General features: G+C 42.1%; 14 protein-coding genes and 1 riboswitch. All 14 genes read right to left on the bottom strand.

From position 1 onward, the window contains the following. Nucleotides 1-125: 125 nt before the first annotated feature. The 14 genes from purD to J2S11_RS15310 all read right to left on the bottom strand — a co-directional run bounded on the left by purD (nt 126) and on the right by J2S11_RS15310 (nt 16,344). The gene (gene purD, locus J2S11_RS15375) at nt 126-1,436 is read right to left on the bottom strand and encodes a phosphoribosylamine--glycine ligase (RefSeq protein ID WP_307396011.1); all 1,311 of its coding nucleotides are present in this window, start codon (nt 1,434-1,436) and stop codon (nt 126-128) included. A gap of 28 nt (nt 1,437-1,464) precedes the next feature. Next, nucleotides 1,465-3,093 carry a bifunctional phosphoribosylaminoimidazolecarboxamide formyltransferase/IMP cyclohydrolase gene (gene purH / locus J2S11_RS15370; protein ID WP_307396010.1) on the bottom strand — a complete coding sequence of 543 codons (1,629 nt, stop codon included), beginning with the start codon at nt 3,091-3,093 and terminating at the stop codon, nt 1,465-1,467. Continuing rightward, nucleotides 3,078-3,683, bottom strand: coding sequence for a phosphoribosylglycinamide formyltransferase (gene purN / locus J2S11_RS15365; protein WP_307396009.1), 606 nt, complete (start codon nt 3,681-3,683; stop codon nt 3,078-3,080). The genes purH and purN overlap by 16 nt, the downstream gene beginning before the upstream one ends. A 6-nt stretch (nt 3,684-3,689) precedes the next feature. Beyond that, on the bottom strand, nt 3,690-4,766 hold the full coding sequence (gene purM, locus J2S11_RS15360; RefSeq protein ID WP_307396008.1) for a phosphoribosylformylglycinamidine cyclo-ligase: 1,077 nt from the start codon (nt 4,764-4,766) through the stop codon (nt 3,690-3,692). Nucleotides 4,767-4,870: 104 nt separating this feature from the next. Next, nucleotides 4,871-6,286, bottom strand: coding sequence for an amidophosphoribosyltransferase (purF, locus tag J2S11_RS15355; RefSeq protein ID WP_370875543.1), 1,416 nt, complete (start codon nt 6,284-6,286; stop codon nt 4,871-4,873). Next, nucleotides 6,286-8,520 carry a phosphoribosylformylglycinamidine synthase subunit PurL gene (purL, locus tag J2S11_RS15350; protein WP_307396006.1) on the bottom strand — a complete coding sequence of 745 codons (2,235 nt, stop codon included), beginning with the start codon at nt 8,518-8,520 and terminating at the stop codon, nt 6,286-6,288. The genes purF and purL overlap by 1 nt, the downstream gene beginning before the upstream one ends. Next, a complete protein-coding gene (gene purQ, locus J2S11_RS15345) occupies nt 8,507-9,187 on the bottom strand; it encodes a phosphoribosylformylglycinamidine synthase subunit PurQ (RefSeq protein ID WP_307396005.1) in 681 nt (226 codons plus the stop codon). Before purQ ends, purL begins: the two co-directional genes overlap by 14 nt. A gap of 36 nt (nt 9,188-9,223) precedes the next feature. Beyond that, complete coding sequence (purS, locus tag J2S11_RS15340) at nt 9,224-9,472, bottom strand: phosphoribosylformylglycinamidine synthase subunit PurS (protein WP_307396003.1); 249 nt, start codon at nt 9,470-9,472, stop codon at nt 9,224-9,226. Then, a complete protein-coding gene (gene purC / locus J2S11_RS15335; RefSeq protein WP_307396141.1) occupies nt 9,465-10,184 on the bottom strand; it encodes a phosphoribosylaminoimidazolesuccinocarboxamide synthase in 720 nt (239 codons plus the stop codon). The genes purS and purC overlap by 8 nt, the downstream gene beginning before the upstream one ends. A 151-nt stretch (nt 10,185-10,335) precedes the next feature. Beyond that, nucleotides 10,336-11,631, bottom strand: coding sequence for an adenylosuccinate lyase (purB, locus tag J2S11_RS15330; protein WP_307396002.1), 1,296 nt, complete (start codon nt 11,629-11,631; stop codon nt 10,336-10,338). 126 nt (nt 11,632-11,757) lie between these two features. After that, nucleotides 11,758-12,903 (bottom strand): 5-(carboxyamino)imidazole ribonucleotide synthase, encoded by a 1,146-nt coding sequence (purK, locus tag J2S11_RS15325; RefSeq protein ID WP_307396000.1) that lies wholly within the window; start codon nt 12,901-12,903, stop codon nt 11,758-11,760. Further along, nucleotides 12,900-13,391: a 5-(carboxyamino)imidazole ribonucleotide mutase gene (gene purE / locus J2S11_RS15320; protein WP_307395998.1), complete on the bottom strand. Its 492-nt coding sequence runs from the start codon at nt 13,389-13,391 to the stop codon at nt 12,900-12,902. Before purE ends, purK begins: the two co-directional genes overlap by 4 nt. 313 nt (nt 13,392-13,704) lie before the next feature. Beyond that, a riboswitch (purine riboswitch) is annotated at nt 13,705-13,807 on the bottom strand. A 227-nt stretch (nt 13,808-14,034) separates the two neighbouring features. Beyond that, nucleotides 14,035-15,198: a metallophosphoesterase gene (locus J2S11_RS15315; RefSeq protein WP_307395996.1), complete on the bottom strand. Its 1,164-nt coding sequence runs from the start codon at nt 15,196-15,198 to the stop codon at nt 14,035-14,037. Between the two features lie 279 nt (nt 15,199-15,477). Continuing rightward, nucleotides 15,478-16,344: an alpha/beta fold hydrolase gene (locus tag J2S11_RS15310; RefSeq protein WP_307395994.1), complete on the bottom strand. Its 867-nt coding sequence runs from the start codon at nt 16,342-16,344 to the stop codon at nt 15,478-15,480. Nucleotides 16,345-16,825 lie beyond the last annotated feature (481 nt).

The following is a 16,825-nucleotide window of genomic DNA, read 5'->3' as shown; positions in this document are numbered from 1 at the left end:
CTATATATGACCTAGGTATACGCCATTTATTTTTCAAAGCTATTTGGCTGAGTACGCCTGCTAAGAGCTTTCTATATATTGTAAGCTCCTCTACTAGATTAAGCTTTGTTAAGCTCTGTAAAGCTCTATTCCTCTTGAGCTTTTTGAACAAGGTTACCAAAGAAATTCATGGCCTTTTGAGCAATGTCTTTCCTGTAATGTACACCCTCAAATTTGATTAGGTCAACAGCTTTATATACTTTCTCTCTCGTTTCCTTTAAAGAGGAGCCCTTTGCCGTCACATTAATGACTCGTCCCCCAGAAGTAACGAGGCTTTCCTTCTCTAGCTTCGTTCCTGCATGAAACAAGAAAACATTCTCCTGTTCTTGCGCTTTTTCAACTCCAGTGATTTCAAGACCTTTAGGATAATCCTGAGGATATCCAGGTGAGGCTAAAACAACAGTAACCACATTATCCTCTGACCATTCTAGCTCTAGCTTATGAAGCGTCCCATCTAAAGAAGCCTCAATAACTTCTACTAAATCCGTTTCTAATCTTGGTAAAATAACCTGGGTTTCTGGATCACCAAAGCGAGCGTTAAACTCTATAACCTTTGCTCCTTCTGCTGTCATCATCAAGCCAGCGTACAGAATACCTCGAAACGGCTTACCTTCAGCTACCATCGCTTTAGCTGTCGGAAGCAGGATTGTTTTTACAGCCTGCTCCACATCTTTTTCTCCAAACTGCGGAACTGGTGAATAGGCCCCCATTCCACCTGTATTAGGACCTTCATCTCCATCAAAAACGGGCTTATGATCCTGTGCAGGTACCATAGGTAGGACAGTTTCTCCGTCAACAAAGGCCATTAGGGATAGCTCTTCACCCTGTAAAAACTCCTCGATGACAACCTGATAGCCAGCCTCTCCAAACTTAGCTTCACCCATCATGTCATGAACAGCCTGCTTAGCTTCCTCCATTGTTTGAGCGACGACAACCCCTTTTCCTGCTGCTAAACCATCCGCTTTAATTACAATTGGAGCCTTCGTTTGTTCCTGTTCAAGATAACGAATCGCATCGTTTTCCGTGGTAAATACCTCATAGGTTGCTGTCGGGATATGGTATTTTTTCATAAGCTCCTTAGCAAAGGACTTACTTCCCTCTATGACTGCTGCCGATTGATGAGGACCATAGATTTTTAAGCCTGCCTTTTCAAACTGATCGACAATCCCTTCAGTTAAAGGCTGTTCCGGTCCTACAAAGGTAAGGTCAATCTGCTTCTCCTGCACAAACTGGATAAGCTCATTGACTTGGCTTTCCTTAATCGGTACAATTTCAGCGATAGAGCCAATTCCACCGTTACCGGGAGCACAATACACCTCACTGACCTTATTGCTTTGCTTGAGCTTCCAACAGATCGTATGCTCACGTCCTCCTTGACCAATCACTAGTACTTTCATGAGCTACCTCCTAATTCCTATATATTAACTAATGTTTAAAGTGTCTCACACCCGTAAACACCATGGCAATCCCATGCTTATTTGCTTCCTGAATAGACTCTTCGTCCTTAATCGAGCCTCCAGGCTGGATAATAGCCGTAACACCTGCTGCTGCCGCTGTCTGTACCGTATCTCCCATTGGGAAAAAGGCATCAGAGGATAGAACAGAGCCCTTACTTTTTTCACCAGCCTGCTCAATAGCAATCTTTGCTGAGCCTACACGGTTCATTTGCCCCGCACCCACACCAATCGTTTGACCGTCCTTCGCTAGCACAATCGCGTTAGATTTTACATGCTTAACGACCTTCCAAGCAAATAATAGCTGTTCAAGCTCTTCGTTAGAAGGAGCGCGCTCTGTCACAACCTGCAGCTGATCCGCTTCGATCTCTAGGATATCCTGATCCTGAACCAGGAGCCCTCCAGCAACTGTTTGATAACGCGAGAACGGCTCGGTGAATGCAGAGATTTCTCCCATTTTCAGCAAGCGAATGTTTTTCTTTTTTTGTAAAAGGCTTAACGCTTCAGGAGTAAAGTCAGGAGCCATAACGATTTCAAGGAAAATGTCACTTAGCTTTAATGCCGTTTGCTCATCAATTACTCGATTAGCTGCTACGATACCACCAAAGATAGACACTGGATCTGCCTCATACGCTTTATCAAACGCTTCTTCAATTGTAGCTCCGATTCCAACACCACAAGGATTCATATGCTTAACGGCCACCACTGCTGGCTGTTTAAACTCACGTACAATACTTAATGCTGCGTCAGCATCATTAATATTGTTGTAGGAAAGCTCCTTGCCATGTAGCTGTTCTGCTTGACTAATTGTACTAGGGACAGCCTGAGGCAATCGATAGAAAGCAGCCTTTTGATGAGGATTTTCTCCATAACGTAAATCCTGAACTTTTTCAAATGTAACAGTTAGCTTTTCCGTATGGTACTGTTCCTTAACAAGCTCACTATCTGCAAGGTTTTGAGCTTCACTACTACTTTCCATACCTTGGCTTGTTACGTCTTGCTGCTCGAGCACCTGCTGAGTCAGGTATTCTCCGATCATGCTGTCATAAGCTGCCGTGTGTCTAAACACTTTAGCTGCCAAACGCTGACGAGTTGACGCTTCTACCTCACCCGTATGCTTAAGCTGTGAAAGTACTTGGGCATAGTCCTGCTGATCAACGAGCACAGTAACATAGGCATGGTTTTTAGCCGCTGAGCGTAGCATGGACGGACCGCCAATATCTATATTTTCAATCGCATCCTTGAACGTAACATCCGGTTTTGCAATCGTTTCAGCAAAGGGGTATAAATTTACGATAACTAAATCAATAGGCTTAATCCCGTTTTCCTCCATCTGCTGTTGATGCTCAGATAGATCACGAACCCCTAATAAACCGCCATGAATATTTGGATGAAGTGTTTTAACTCGGCCATCCATGATTTCAGGAAAACCCGTTACCTCGGATATTCCTGTGACCTTTACCCCGGATTCCTCTAAAAGCTTAGCCGTTCCACCCGTCGAGATGATTTCAACTCCAAGCTGCTCAAGCTCACGTGCTAGCTCCAACACACCCGTCTTATCTGATACGCTAATTAACGCACGTTTCACGCTGTTTCCCATATGACTTTTCCCTCCTCCACATGTATTAGTCTCAAAACAAATGCTTCTATAACACGAGGATAGAGCCTATGCTCTACCTCTTGAATTTTCTTAGTTAGGGTGTCCTTTGTATCATCTATCTCTATTGCCAGTGCTTCTTGGGCAATAATGGGGCCTGTATCCATTCCTTCATCCACAAAATGAACCGTTACTCCAGTAACTCTCACCCCACTAGCAAAAGCTTGTCCAATCGCATCCTTACCTGGAAATGCCGGAAGCAGAGAAGGATGAATATTAATAATCCGGTTTCTATATGCCTTTAGCAGAGTTGGACCGATCAAACGCATATACCCTGCTAACACAATATATTCAATTTGCTTTTCCTCTAGCTGTCTAAGAATCGCTTCCTCATACTCCTGCTTAGAAGCATAGAGCTTTGGAGAGCAAACAAACGCAGGAACCTGCCACTTCTCGCTCCTCTGAATAGCATATGCTTCTGGCTGGTCACAAACCAACAAGGCAGGTTTAACCTCTTTGTGGTTATGAAAAGCTTGCATAATCGCTTCAAAATTACTTCCACTGCCAGAAGCAAAAACGGCTACTTTACCCATCCCCTACTACTCCTTACCTTCGTCATAAGCTAAACCTGCTAAATGAATGCCTGCGGAGCCTTGTTGAATACGTCCCATTAGATAGGCTTTTTCCCCAATAGACTCTAGGAAGTTCAGCACTTCAATGGCGTCTTCATTTTTAACCGCTATAACAAATCCGACTCCCATATTAAACGTGTTATACATATCCTGATCACTTAGCTCTCCCTCACGCTGTAGAAGCTTAAAAATAGCTGGAATTGGCCATGAGCCTACATCAATCTCAGCTTCACATTGCTCAGGTAGCATACGTGGAATATTTTCATAAAAGCCTCCACCTGTGATATGAGCCATCCCTTTCACCTCAAACTGCTCTAGCAGCTTTAAGATAGGTTTGACATAGATACGTGTTGGTGTAAGTAGAATATCCCCAAGGGTTACCTCTCCATATTCATCTGTCTCGATAAGCTTCTTAATGGGAGTAGCTAGGTTAAACTTTCCTGAATCAACAAGAAGCTTTCGAACCAAGGAGAATCCATTACTATGAATACCACTTGATGGTAAGCCAATGAGTAAGTCACCTGGCTCAATGCTTTGACCGCTGATGATCTTATCTTTTTCTACGACACCTACAGTAAAACCAGCTACATCATACTCTTTATCTGGATAAAACCCAGGCATTTCCGCCGTTTCTCCACCAATTAAAGCACAGCCTGCCTCCTGACAGCCGTCAGCAATCCCTTTGACAATCCCTTCAACCTGAGCAGGATCAAGCTTTCCGCAAGCTACATAGTCTAAAAAGTAAAGGGGCTCTGCCCCTTGTACAACAATATCATTGACACACATCGCTACAGCGTCAATGCCAATTGTGTCATGCTTATCCAGTGTAAAAGCTAGCTTTAGCTTTGTTCCGACTCCATCTGTCCCTGAAACAAGGACAGGGCGCTTGAAGCGGTCCACCGGAAGCTCAAACATAGCCCCAAAGCCACCTATACCAGAAAGCACCTCAGATCGCATTGTTTTCTGTACATGCTTTTTTATCCGTTCAACAGACTCATATCCAGCGTGGATATCTACCCCTGCTTGTTTATAAGCTTCACTCATTTTGGCCACTCCTTACACCGTATGGTTTTTACCTATAATCGTTTCTCAACTATTGTCTAGATATTTCATGGCAACAGCATTTCGTAATTGAACAACACAGTTGGTTATTTATCAACACAGTTTGCTGTATCTGGATAGATTTCCGTTGGATACTGTCCTGTAAAGCAAGCTACACAATGTCCGTTATTTGGAGCATGGTCCTCTCGACCAATCGCATCAATCATGCCTTCAACACTTAAGAAGCCTAAACTGTCTGCTCCGATAAATTCACGAATCTCTTCAACCGTTTTTGTCGCTGCAATAAGCTCCTCACGTGTTGACGTATCAATCCCATAAAAGCATGGGTTCATAACAGGAGGAGAGCTAATTAGCACATGAACTTCCTTTGCCCCTGCTTCGCGTAGCATATTAACAATTCTTCCGCTAGTTGTCCCTCGAACAATCGAATCATCGATCATCACCACACGTTTTCCTTCCACTACCTTACGCACTGCACTGAGCTTCATTCTAACCCCTTGTGCGCGTAGTTCTTGGTTAGGTTGAATAAACGTACGTCCAACATAGCGGTTTTTGATTAAGCCCAATTCATATGGAATGCCAGATTCTTCAGCATAACCAATGGCAGCTGAAATACTTGAATCAGGAACTCCAGTAATCACGTCCGCCTCAATTGGAAATTCTCGAACAAGCTTTTTTCCTAGCTCTTTACGCGTTTGGTGAACATTAATCCCATCAATATTACTATCAGGACGAGCAAAGTAAATATATTCAAAGCTACAAATTGAGCGCTGCGTCTGTTGGGTAAAACGTTCCGAATGAAGTCCATCTTCATCTACAATAATCATTTCCCCTGGCTCAACCTCACGAATATACTCCGCTCCAACTACATCGAAGGCACAGGTTTCAGAAGAAAAGACATAATTATCCCCGATTTTCCCCAAAGATAAAGGTCTCAGTCCATTTGGATCTAAAGCAGCAATTAGCTTATTCTCAGTTAAGAATAACAGGGCATAGGCGCCTTTAATCATGCTTAACGCCTCTTTGATAGAGTCCTCAATTCTGTCATAACCAGAGCGTGCAATTAGATGGGCAATAACCTCTGTATCACTTGTTGTTTGGAAAATGGAGCCTTGGCGCTCTAAATGACTGCGAATTTGATTCGCATTCACTAAATTACCGTTATGAGCTAAGGCCAGATTGCCAGCCTTGTATTTAAAAATAAGGGGCTGAGCATTCACAAGCTGACTCCCACCAGCAGTCGTGTAACGAACATGGCCTATAGCATGCTTTCCACTCAGCTTCTCCAAAGCATTGTTCGCAAAAGCCTCAGTCACAAGCCCCATTCCTTTATGCGAAAGAAATTGCTCTCCCGTCGAAGCTACAATTCCAGCACTTTCTTGTCCACGGTGCTGCAAGGCGTGTAGTCCATAATACGTTAAATCTGGAGCATGGGCATGCCCGTAAATACCGAACACGCCACACTCTTCATTTAACTTATCAAGCATAAAGTCATCATGCATTACTTCATAAGACATGGAATCGCATCCTTCCAAGCTGCTTTTAACTCATTTACTGTTACGGACACAATCTGTTTTTCATTTACAGAAACGCTTACTTGATCATCTTCAGTAACGTGACCAATAACCCGAGCATGGATACCTGCTACTTCTGCTTTTTCTAAAAGAGCAGCCGTATACTCATCCGCTACACTCAATAAAATTCTTGATTGTGACTCAGAGAACAAGAAGGAGATCACTGATCCGTCGTAGTAAGCCTCAATAGTTGCACCCTTTCCACCACTAATGGACGATTCAGCTACAGTAGCCGCTAACCCACCTTCCGCAAGATCATGAGCTGATTGAATCACACCTTCTTGAATCGCAGACAAAGTGAATTGCTGAATCGTCTGCTCTTGATCTAAATTCAATACAGGAGGTTTACCAGAAATTGTACCCTCAACAAGCTTTTGTAGCTCACTACCACCAAATTCAGCTAGTGTTTGACCTAGTAAAATAAGTGTATCTCCAGCATTTTTAAATCCTTGAGTTGTAATATGCTTTGTATCCTCTATTAACCCTACCATTCCCACAACTGGTGTAGGGTACACTGCCATTCCACTACGCTCATTATAAAAGCTTACGTTTCCGCCAATTACCGGCGTGTTCAAATGCAAGCAGGCCTGACTCATTCCTTCTGCTGCCTTTTCAAACTGCCAGAAGATCTCTGGATTTTCTGGGCTACCAAAATTCAAGCAGTCAGTAATAGCTAGTGGTTTAGCTCCCGAGCAGACAACATTACGAGCTGCTTCTGCCACTGCGATAGCTCCACCCACAACGGGATCAAGATAAATATATCTTGAGTTACAATCCGTTGTCATTGCCAAGGCTTTCTTCGTATCACGAATACGAATAACAGCAGCGTCAGAACCTGGAGAAAGGACCGTGTTTGTCCGTACCATGTGATCATATTGGTCATAAACCCATTCTTTACTCGCGATTGTCGGGGCAGCCATAAGCTTTAGCCATGTTTCTTTTACATCGTCAACAGCTGGCTCCTTAGTCTCCTGTGCTTGAAACTCTGTATAATAAGCAGGAACACTTGAAGGCTTATGGTAAATTGGAGCATCCTCTGCTAAGCTATCCACCGGAACTTCGGCCACTACTTCTCCATGATGCTTTAAGCGAAGCATGCCGTCATCCGTTACCCTACCGATAATCGCTGAATGAAGACCCCATTTCTTGAAGATCTCCTCCACTTCAGGCTCTCTACCCTGCTCAACCACAACAAGCATACGCTCTTGAGATTCTGAAAGCATCATTTCATAAGCACTCATCCCAGTCTCACGTTGTGGGACAAGGTCTAAATTCATTTCAATTCCGTTCCCTGCTTTGCTGGCCATCTCAGAGCTGGAGGAGGTTAAGCCAGCAGCTCCCATATCCTGAATCCCTTGAACAGCTCCTGTTTCAATGAGCTCTAAGCAAGCCTCTAATAATAGCTTCTCCATAAATGGATCTCCTACTTGCACAGCAGGACGTTTTGCCTCCGATTCCTCACTTAGCTCCTCTGAAGCAAAGGTGGCTCCATGGATTCCATCACGACCCGTGCTTGCCCCCACGTACATAACTGGGTTGCCGATTCCTTTTGCTACACCTTTTTGGATTTTGTCATGGTCAATTAAACCTACACACATTGCATTCACTAATGGATTTCCTTCATAGCAAGGATCGAAGTAAATCTCTCCCCCTACTGTAGGGATACCGATACAGTTTCCATATCCAGCAATCCCTGCAACTACGTGCTCAAATAAATAACGTACCTTCGGGGATTGAAGCTCGCCAAAGCGTAAGGAGTTTAATAAAGCAACTGGACGTGCTCCCATTGAAAAGACATCACGGATAATACCGCCAACACCAGTAGCAGCTCCTTGATAAGGCTCAATCGCCGATGGATGGTTATGTGATTCAATTTTAAATACAACCGCTTGTCCGTCCCCAATATCAACGATTCCTGCCCCTTCTCCAGGTCCTTGAAGAACGTGCTCACCCTTCGTTGGGAAACGACTTAATACTGGTTTAGAATTTTTGTAGCTACAGTGCTCTGACCACATCACACTATAAAGACCCGTTTCCGTATAGTTAGGACGACGACCAAGAAGCTTTTTAACTAGCTCAAACTCCTCATCCGTTAATCCCATTTCTGTATAAATGCGTTGCTCCTCAATCTGTTCTGGAGTTGGTTCTTTATACTGTGACATGCTTTTCCCTCCATGCGGCTAAAATTGATGTAAATAAACGCTTCCCATCTGCTGAACCTAAAAGCTCCTCCATTGCTCTCTCTGGGTGCGGCATCATCCCAAGTACATTCCCAGCCTTGTTCGTAATCCCGGCAATATCCTTAAGAGATCCATTAGGATTTTCAGCATATCGAAATACGATTTGATTGTTCGCTTCAAGCTCTTTAAGTGTCTGCTCATCACAATAATAATTCCCCTCACCATGAGCAACAGGAATACTGATCGTTTCCCCTTGCGTATAATCACGAGTGAACGGTGTTTGTGCATTCTCCACTTTTAATGGCGTTTGGAAGCAACGGAACTTTAAGCTTTCATTTCTTCTCATAGCTCCTGGAAGTAACCCTGCCTCTAATAAAACCTGAAATCCATTACACACTCCTAAAATTAACTTCCCTTGCTCAGCCGCCTTCACAACCTCACCCATGACAGGTGAAAAGCGAGCAATCGCTCCTGCACGTAAGTAGTCTCCGTAAGAAAATCCACCTGGTAAAAGAATAGCATCGAAGGAGCTAAGGTCTGTCTCATGATGCCAAACGTATTCTACTTCCTCCTGAAGCCCGTCCTTAATTGCATGGTACATATCTACGTCACAGTTTGACCCAGGAAAAACAAGCACTGCAAACTTCATTTTGTTAACCTCCCATAGGTTGTGTTATGTGATAAATTACTTCTTTTCTAGTTTAAACGTATAATCTTCAATTACAGTATTAGCTAAAAGCTTTTCACACATCTCTGTGACTCTTGCCTGAGCCTTTTGCTCATCCTGCTCGTCTAGCTCTAGCTCCATAAATTTGCCGATACGTACGTCCTGTACTTCTCCGTATTCTAAAGAATGCAAGGATTGCTTGACGGCACTTCCCTGTGGATCTAAAACACTCTCTTTTAATGTGATATGAATAATAGCTTTATACATGCTGTTGTCCTCCAAGTCTTTGTAAGATTTCTTGATATGCTTCCTCTACTCCACCTAAGTCTCTTCTGAAGCGATCTTTATCTAGCTTTTCTTGTGTTTCTGAGTCCCAGAAGCGGCATGTATCGGGCGAGATTTCATCCGCTAAAATGACGTTCCCGTCCTGACCCACACCAAACTCAAGCTTAAAATCAACAAGTGTGATCTTTTTATCTAATAAGAATGGAACTAAAATGCTGTTTACCTGTAAGGCTAGCTCCTTCATTGTGCTGATCTGCTGTTCATTGGCTAACTGGAGCATATAGACATGATCGTCATTAATCAGTGGATCACCCAAGGCATCGTCCTTATAATAAAACTCAAGGACTGGATGGGCTAAAGGCTGACCTTCTTCGATCCCCAGTCTTTTGGCCATACTGCCTGCAGCAATATTACGTACGACAACCTCTACCGGAATAATGCTCACCTGACGAACAATTTGCTCTCGATCTGAAATCGCTTGAACGAAGTGATTCTTCACTCCAGCTTGAGCAAGCTGTTCAAAAAAAATCGTACTGATGAGGTTGTTAAGCATTCCTTTATTGGATACCTGAGCTTTTTTCTCTCCGTTAAACGCTGTTGCATCATCCTTATAAACCACCCAATATAGCTCAGGATGAGTTGTCTTATAAATTCTCTTTGCCTTACCTTCATAGAGTTGCTCTTGTTTGCTCACCTGAACCTGCTCTGTGCCTATCTGAACCACGCAAGACTGACTTTGCTGCAAACCCGCTGCCTGTCCTTCATTTGTCATGATTTTTTTCGCTCCTCCGAGTGAATGTATTCTAAGCATGTGTCTCTTGCTGCCCTAATTGATCCTACTAGCTCTATTGCAAGCCTACACGTTCAAACAGCAAATCTACATTTTTCATATGATGCTCATAGTTAAAGCACTCGTTAATTTCATCCTGTGAAAGTGTAGCCGTTATTTTTTCCTCAGCCTCTATAAGCTCCTTAAAGGATGTTTGCTTCTCCCAAGCCTCCATCGCTTTCGATTGTACTAAATCATAGGCTTCTTCTCTTTTTAATCCTTTATTGATTAACGTCAAAAGGACACGCTGAGAATAAATTAATCCGAATGTACGCTCCATGTTACGCTTCATATTCTCTGGGAATACGCTTAAGTCCTCTATAATCCTGCCAAAGCGATTCAGCATGTAATCTAAAAGGATAGTTGCATCTGGTAAGATAACTCGTTCCACAGAAGAATGAGAAATATCTCTTTCATGCCATAAAGGCACGTTTTCGTAAGCAGATACCATGTGTCCGCGAATCACCCTAGCTAAACCAGAGATATTTTCTGAACCGATCGGATTACGTTTATGAGGCATAGCCGAAGATCCCTTTTGCCCCTTACCAAAGCCTTCCTCTACCTCTCTTGTTTCACTTTTCTGTAACCCGCGAATTTCTGTAGCAAATTTATCGAGAGACGTAGCAATTAGAGCTAATGTACTCATGTATTGAGCATGGCGATCACGCTGTAAAGTTTGTGTAGAAATAGGCGCTGGTTGGATGCCTAGCTTTTCGCAGACGTACTGTTCAACAAAAGGATCAATATTAGCAAACGTTCCTACTGCCCCAGACATTTTACCAAAAGCCACTGTTTTGACCGCATGCTCTAAACGCTCAAGATTTCGCTTCATCTCGGCGTACCATAAAGCCAGCTTTAGACCGAATGTTGTAGGCTCAGCGTGTACACCATGGGTACGTCCCATCATTACCGTATATTTGTGCTCAATCGCTTTACTCTTTAGAATTTCTATGAAGTTCTTCACATCCTGAAGGAGAAGCTCATTCGCTTGCTTAAGCTGATAGCCTAACGCTGTATCGACGACATCAGTAGAAGTCAGACCATAGTGTACCCATTTTGATTCTGGTCCTAGTGATTCGGCCACTGCTCTTGTGAAAGCCACCACATCATGACGCGTATCCTGCTCAATCTCTTTGATGCGAGTTACATTGAATTTTGCCTTTTGGCGAATTAAAGCTACATCCTCTTTAGGAATATGCCCTAGCTCAGACCATGCTTCACAGGCTAAAATTTCAACCTCGAGCCAAGCTTTAAACTTGTTTTCCTCTGTCCAAATTGCTGTCATTTGTGGTCTTGAATAACGTTCTATCATGTCTGCTGCCCTCCATTATTTACATCACTATCGAATATATATTTTGATTTAAACACTTGTTTAAATTTGGATTATATGACAAATAAACGCTTGTTATAGTAACCTGTTATTTCTTGGAATCGTAACCTATTCTATTGGTGGCCAAATGCCTAGCTCGTTCACCACTGCTAATGAATCTGCTATGCTACCCTTAGATACGTTAAGATGCCCCATTTTACGCTTTACTTTAGCCTCTTTTTTACCATAAAAATGCGTCTTAATAGCTGGATCAAAATGAGCCATTTTCTCCCTTACAGGCTCGACATGCTCACCTAGAATGTTCACCATCACCGTAGGATGTAAAAGTTCAGTAGACCCTAAAGGAAGATTACATACAGCACGAACATGCTGCTCAAACTGACTTGTATAGCAGCCCTGCTGCGTATAATGTCCTGAATTATGCGGTCTAGGTGCTAGCTCGTTGACGTAGATTTCTCCGTTCTCTAGAACAAACATCTCAATGGCCAATAGTCCCACAAGCTCAACATGCTGAGCAAGCTGTAATGCTAACTGTCTTGCTTGATCTTGGTAATCTAGCGTGATTCGAGCAGGAGCGATGGAAACATGCAGGATATTCTCTTGGTGAATGTTCTCAGCCACTGGAAATGTTTGAACATCCCCACGTCCGTTTCTAGCCACAATTACTGAAATTTCTTTAACGTAAGGGACAAAGGCTTCTAGAATAAGGGTCATTTGAGCTTCCTTTAACAGCTGCTTGGCAAGTTCCAAATCCTCAGCAGAATGCAAAACAAGCTGCCCTTTACCGTCATATCCGCCTTCTGTAGTTTTCAGCACACAAGGATAGCCTAGCTTGTTCGTTGCTTGAACTAAATCTGTATAGGATTCAATGACAGCATATGGAGCAACCTTGACTCCAGCAGCTTCTATTGCTCTTTTTTCCCTTACTCTATTTTGTGTTGTGTATAGCAATTGATAGCCTTGAGGAAGATGACTGTGTTGCTCTAGCTCTTTGGCTATTTCTGGACTTATATTCTCAAATTCATACGTTATAACATCTGCTTTTTGCGCTAGCTGTTGGGCAGCAGCAAGATCATCAAATGCCCCTAAAATTTGTTCATCAGCAAGCTGGCCACAAGGACTATCTGGTGTAGGGTCTAGAGTAATGATCCGATACCCAATTTCTCTTGCTTCATTCGCTATCATGCGGCCAAGCTGACCGCCTCCCAAAATTCCAATAGTGGCTGGAGGAAGAATAGACTTATGACTCATCATTCTGCATCAAGATCGGATTCTGCTATAACTCTCTGCTTAATCTGATCCCTTCTCTCCTTCAGTTTCTTTTGAATCTGTGGATATTTAATACCCAAAATTTCAGCTGCAAGAAGAGCACTATTGATCGCCCCAGCTTTGCCGATGGAAACAGTGGCTACCGGTACTCCACCAGGCATTTGGACAATAGACAGTAGTGAATCCATTCCGTTTAGTGTAGATGATTTAACGGGAACTCCGATAACAGGAAGCTCGGTTTTCGAGGCAACCATTCCTGGAAGATGAGCAGCTCCCCCCGCTCCAGCAATGATGACTTCTATTCCACGTTCAATCGCTGTTTCAGCGTATACAAACATTTCGTCTGGTGTACGATGGGCAGATACCACTTTCTTTTCATACGGAATTTCTAACTCCTCAAGAATAAGGCAAGCCTCCTTCATCGTTTCCCAATCTGATGTGCTTCCCATGATCACACCTACTGAGTTCTTCATTGTCTTCCTCCCTTATCAGCTTCTTGCTTACTCCTTACTGCTAAACAAGCTTTTTCTTCTTTAACACATTAAAAAAAGGCGGGTAGATTTCTAAAGCATGAGAGAAACCTACCCGCCTGGGTTTTTGTCCCTTCGGTGTAATAGACAGCAATTGTTTAAACTAAAAGAAAACGCAGAGGAATTTACTAAATAAATCCTCTAGAATGAATTTGCATTCTTTCTTAGCATTTCTTTTAATCTAAGCAAGCCTATTAGAATCGCTCGGACCGACCAGTTTTCAGCGAGATAATCGCATTGCAGAAAAATGTGGAACCCTAGATTCTCTTTCCCCCGTAGTCTAAAGATTTTACGGTCTTTAGGTAGAAACTTTCGGGCCATATTCCCGACTTTATACGAGGCTATTCGATTGTTAAAAAACCTTACCATAAGTACATGATTAGTGTAACAAAAGACACTTTATCTCGTCAACAATTTCCGAACAATATTAAGCTAGTTTAACTCAACATTCGTTTTTTAACATTTAATGTTCGTGTTTTGCTATAAATAGTCTGAAAATAAATGTTTTCAAATCCAATTTTAAATCAATCTACGAGCTAATTTATTTACTTTTTCTCTTTAACGTTGTGTCACCATTGGGGACACATTAATTAGTACCATTAAAATGTATCGTTAGCTCCACGACTTCAGAGCGACTTCCAATCCTTACAGGCGGTCCCCATGTTCCAAAACCTGAGGACACGATGGCATGCATAGATTCCTTTTGCAGGTAGCCATAATCGAGTTCAAACATTCTTTGTGTAATCCAATGGTTTGGAGCTAATTGACCCCGATGAGTATGCCCAGAAAGCATAACATCAATCCCTAACTCGGAAGGCTCCTTTAAATCCGTGGGCTGATGATCCATCAAGAGGATGGGCTTTTTTTGATCAAGAGTAGAGATAAGCTCTGACAGTTCGACCCTTTGATTAAAACCAAATGATTTCACAGCACGATCTTTTCTTCCTATAATATAGAAAGAATCCTCTATAAGAATCGTTTCATCTGTCAAAACCTGAATATCGATTTCTTTCATTATAGATATATATTCTTTTGAATTGCCTCCAATATATTCATGGTTTCCTAATACCGCATATACACCTAATGGAGCTCTTAAATGCTGTAGAGTGTCCGCCATTTTTTTATGGATAAATGGTTTAAGCTCATCATCAAGTACGTCCCCAGGAAGTAGAACTAAATCCGGCTTTATGATTTCAATGGTCTTCAGTAAACGCTTGATATGCTTATTTCCTACGATAACTCCCAAGTGTAGATCAGAAGCTACAGCTATTTTTAAAGATTCAATATTTCCTCCCGATTTTGGTACGGTAATCTCAACTTTACGGATTTTTGGATTCCAAGCATTCCATGACCCTAATATTAAGATGCTTGTTAGGACAATAACCACAATAGTGCCTAATATAATAACAGAAGTCTGTAGTGGAGCAGAAAAAAGAGAGAGTATACCCACCATTATGTCTGCTATAGGAAGTAAAATTACACTGTATTGAAACGCTGCTAACCAAAGTGCACCGGTGTATTTAAAAAAAGGACTAAGGGAATAAGGGAGCGCCTTTCTTCCAAGCATGGCTATAAGGTAAGCAAGTCCTATAAATGAAAAAACAATCCAATAGATCACCGATGGAAACCCATTAAAGCCTTCGATAAGTGCGTTTAAATACCACCAACCATGTATTCCAACATAAAAAAGTAAAACTAAATAGATCACTAAAAATAGACCTATTCTCCCCAAAAAGCGCCTAGCATTCATGATTATACTCTCCTCAGATCCCATCTATTTGATGTATGATGTGTATTGTGATGTATATGGTGACTGCATAAATTTGTTTTCTCCTAACCAATAATGTGGACCTCTTCTTTGTAAACTACACATCATTAGTACCACAATCTATTGCCTATAATATAGTAAAATTCAAAGTCAGTCATTACTTAATGCCTGCTTTACACCCTTTCATACTGTGAAGAGACATGTATGGACAATGGCTGTTCGACAACATTCTCCCCACAATGGAGAGTAAATTATAGAAAATTATCGTTCACTCAAAACTTTCTTAGCTAAAAACTCGTTAATCTGCTCCCCTAAAGCAACTGGATGATCAAGCCAAGGATAATGTCCAGCGTTAGGAATCACTACAAATTCGCTGTTTTTCATATTGGAAGCAAGCTCATAAACGTATTGATATGGGCGTGGGTCTGTCCCTCCATGAACAAAAAGAGATGGGAAACTATGAGTTGAAATGGCTTTAAGAAATTCCTCATTTAAAAAGTACTCAGTACATTCAGAACCAATTTCTTGATTCACTTTATTATTTACAAACTGTCCATCAGTACGAGGAAGTTTATCAAAATTTTCTTGATTAAATAAATCAGCTCTTATACTCAGTTCACGTAATCGATCTTTTGTATGTTCCCCTTCTGCTCCTTCCAATGTTTCTAGGATGGAACGTAAATGAATATATTCTTCTCTGTCAGCTGGGCTCATTCTATTGAGTCTGTTTACACGATAGTCCGCATGCCAAGCGGGATTAACTCCCGTACCCGATATATAAATTAGTGCTTTAACACTCGTATAATATTTGGTGGAATAAGCTAACGCTAATGAGGCACCCCAAGAATGTCCACATACAATCCATTTCTTAAGACCTAAATAAATCCTTAATTGCTCTAAATCTTCTATAAAAGTCGCAATATCATAAGGACCCTTTTTCTCAGATCTCCAGCTTCCTCTTTGTTCGTATCGAATAACTTGAAAACGACTTTTATCCAATAAGTCAGCCACTGGCGCTAAATAATCATATGCACCTGGACCACCATGAATAAGCACAATTGGGATACCCTGACCTTGTCCAAGATGCCAGAGTAACACACCGTTCACCTGCGAAATCTCCCCTTGCATTTTCTCCTCCTTTTCCACTTTCGATCTTTTTTCTTTCGGTTTAGTATTCTATCTTTGTTCACCTTTTTGTTTACTTAGAAATAATATTCTATGATGAAATCCAAAATTCCTTTTCCCACTCAGCCAATGATGAGAGGAGACGTTTTCCTAATAAAAAAAGCCCCTAGGATAAACTCCTAAGAGACCAAATAAAAAAAGACTTCTCAATTAAAAAACGACTTCTCAATTGAAGTCGTTTGGTTTCCCCGGCAACGTCCTCCCGCACCGAGCGACACTTCTCCTGTCCACGCTTCGAGGTCGGCATCGGAACCTTCCTCTAATCATGGATGCCCTTCTCCGAGTTGGCTGCGATTCAGGTTCCGGATACTCTTTCAGCGAATGACGAGAGTGGACGTTTTCTCCATAAAAAAGTCCCTAGGATCCACCCCTAGAGGTTTCTGTCCAACAAAAAAACGACTCCATCAGAAGTCGTTTTAGCTTG

It is taken from the genome of Bacillus horti, from assembly GCF_030813115.1.
Classification (GTDB): Bacteria; Bacillota; Bacilli; order Caldalkalibacillales; family JCM-10596; genus Bacillus_CH; species Bacillus_CH horti.
Note: the sequence above shows the minus strand (reverse complement) of the source record. Positions and strands in the feature narration are given on the sequence as shown.

Bases quoted from the DNA above. Each gene is read 5' to 3' on its own strand.
- purD (WP_307396011.1), bottom strand. From the start codon at position 1,436: ATGAAAGTACTAGTGATTGGTCAAGGAGGACGTGAGCATACGATCTGT.
- purH (WP_307396010.1), bottom strand. From the start codon at position 3,093: ATGGGAAACAGCGTGAAACGTGCGTTAATTAGCGTATCAGATAAGACG.
- purN (WP_307396009.1), bottom strand. From the start codon at position 3,683: ATGGGTAAAGTAGCCGTTTTTGCTTCTGGCAGTGGAAGTAATTTTGAA.
- purM (WP_307396008.1), bottom strand. From the start codon at position 4,766: ATGAGTGAAGCTTATAAACAAGCAGGGGTAGATATCCACGCTGGATAT.
- purF (WP_370875543.1), bottom strand. From the start codon at position 6,286: ATGCATGATGACTTTATGCTTGATAAGTTAAATGAAGAGTGTGGCGTG.
- purL (WP_307396006.1), bottom strand. From the start codon at position 8,520: ATGTCACAGTATAAAGAACCAACTCCAGAACAGATTGAGGAGCAACGC.
- purQ (WP_307396005.1), bottom strand. From the start codon at position 9,187: ATGAAGTTTGCAGTGCTTGTTTTTCCTGGGTCAAACTGTGACGTAGAT.
- purS (WP_307396003.1), bottom strand. From the start codon at position 9,472: ATGTATAAAGCTATTATTCATATCACATTAAAAGAGAGTGTTTTAGAT.
- purB (WP_307396002.1), bottom strand. From the start codon at position 11,631: ATGATAGAACGTTATTCAAGACCACAAATGACAGCAATTTGGACAGAG.
- purK (WP_307396000.1), bottom strand. From the start codon at position 12,903: ATGATGAGTCATAAGTCTATTCTTCCTCCAGCCACTATTGGAATTTTG.
- purE (WP_307395998.1), bottom strand. From the start codon at position 13,391: ATGAAGAACTCAGTAGGTGTGATCATGGGAAGCACATCAGATTGGGAA.
- J2S11_RS15315 (WP_307395996.1), bottom strand. From the start codon at position 15,198: ATGAATGCTAGGCGCTTTTTGGGGAGAATAGGTCTATTTTTAGTGATC.
- J2S11_RS15310 (WP_307395994.1), bottom strand. From the start codon at position 16,344: ATGCAAGGGGAGATTTCGCAGGTGAACGGTGTGTTACTCTGGCATCTT.